The 1,038-nt window shown below is 64.8% G+C and carries 2 protein-coding genes; both read left to right on the top strand.

The window, feature by feature from the left end:
• On the top strand, positions 1-734 hold a 734-nt coding region (locus F6S12_RS32110), incomplete at its 5' end, for an HAD-IC family P-type ATPase (RefSeq protein ID WP_315869905.1).
• A 36-nt stretch (positions 735-770) separates the two neighbouring features.
• Positions 771-1,038, top strand: a 268-nt coding sequence (locus tag F6S12_RS32105) for a potassium-transporting ATPase subunit C (RefSeq protein WP_315869904.1), incomplete at its 3' end; no start/stop codon positions are given.

Below are 1,038 nucleotides of genomic sequence, written 5' to 3'. Positions count from 1 at the left end.
TGCTCGGCGCCATTCACCTCAAGGACGTGGTCAAGCCCGGCATTCGCGAGCGTTTCGCCGAGTTGCGCAAGCTGGGTATCCGTACCGTGATGGTGACCGGCGACAACCCGCTGACCGCCGCGGCCATTGCCGCCGAAGCCGGAGTCGACGATGTGCTGGCCGAGGCCACGCCGGAGAAGAAGCTGGCGCGCATTCGCCACGAGCAAAACGACGGGCGTCTGGTGGCCATGTGCGGTGATGGCGCCAACGACGCACCGGCATTGGCCCAGGCCGATGTCGGCATGGCCATGAACGACGGCACCCAGGCGGCGCGCGAGGCGGCCAACATGGTCGACCTGGACAGCGACCCGACCAAGCTGCTGGATGTGGTGCAGATCGGCAAGGAGCTGCTGGTGACCCGGGGTGCCCTGACCACCTTCTCCATCGCCAACGACGTGGCCAAGTACTTCGCCATCCTGCCGGCGCTGTTCGCGGCGATTTATCCACAGCTGGGGGTGCTCAACATCATGGGGCTGGCCAGCCCGCAGAGCGCAATCCTTTCGGCCATCGTGTTCAACGCCCTGATCATCGTGGTGCTGATCCCCCTGGCATTGCGTGGGGTGCGGGTACAGGCGGCCAGTGCCGCGCACCTGCTGCGGCGCAACCTGTTGATCTACGGCGTGGGTGGCATCGTCGTGCCCTTTGTCGGGATCAAGCTGATCGACATGCTGTTGACTGCGCTGCACCTGGTGTAACCGGCCTGCAGATCTGAACGAATCGAGGAGTGAGAAATGACTAGCGTAGTGCGTCCGGCCTTGAGCCTGATTGTGTTGATGACCCTGATCACCGGTGTGGCCTATCCCCTGGTGGTGACCGGCGTGGCCCAGTTGGCCTTCCCTGAACAGGCCAATGGCAGCCTGGTGCTCGATGCCGACGGCAGGGTGCGGGGTTCGGCCCTGATCGCCCAGGATTTCGTCGGTGATGCCTGGTTCCATCCGCGCCCTTCGGCGGGGGCCTTTGCCACGGTATCCAGCTCTGCCAGCAACCTGGCGCCGAGCA

Source organism: Pseudomonas sp. JV245A (assembly GCF_032424515.1).
GTDB classification, from domain to species: domain Bacteria; phylum Pseudomonadota; class Gammaproteobacteria; order Pseudomonadales; family Pseudomonadaceae; genus Aquipseudomonas; species Aquipseudomonas protegens.
This window is presented reverse-complemented; position numbering and strand designations above follow the sequence as displayed.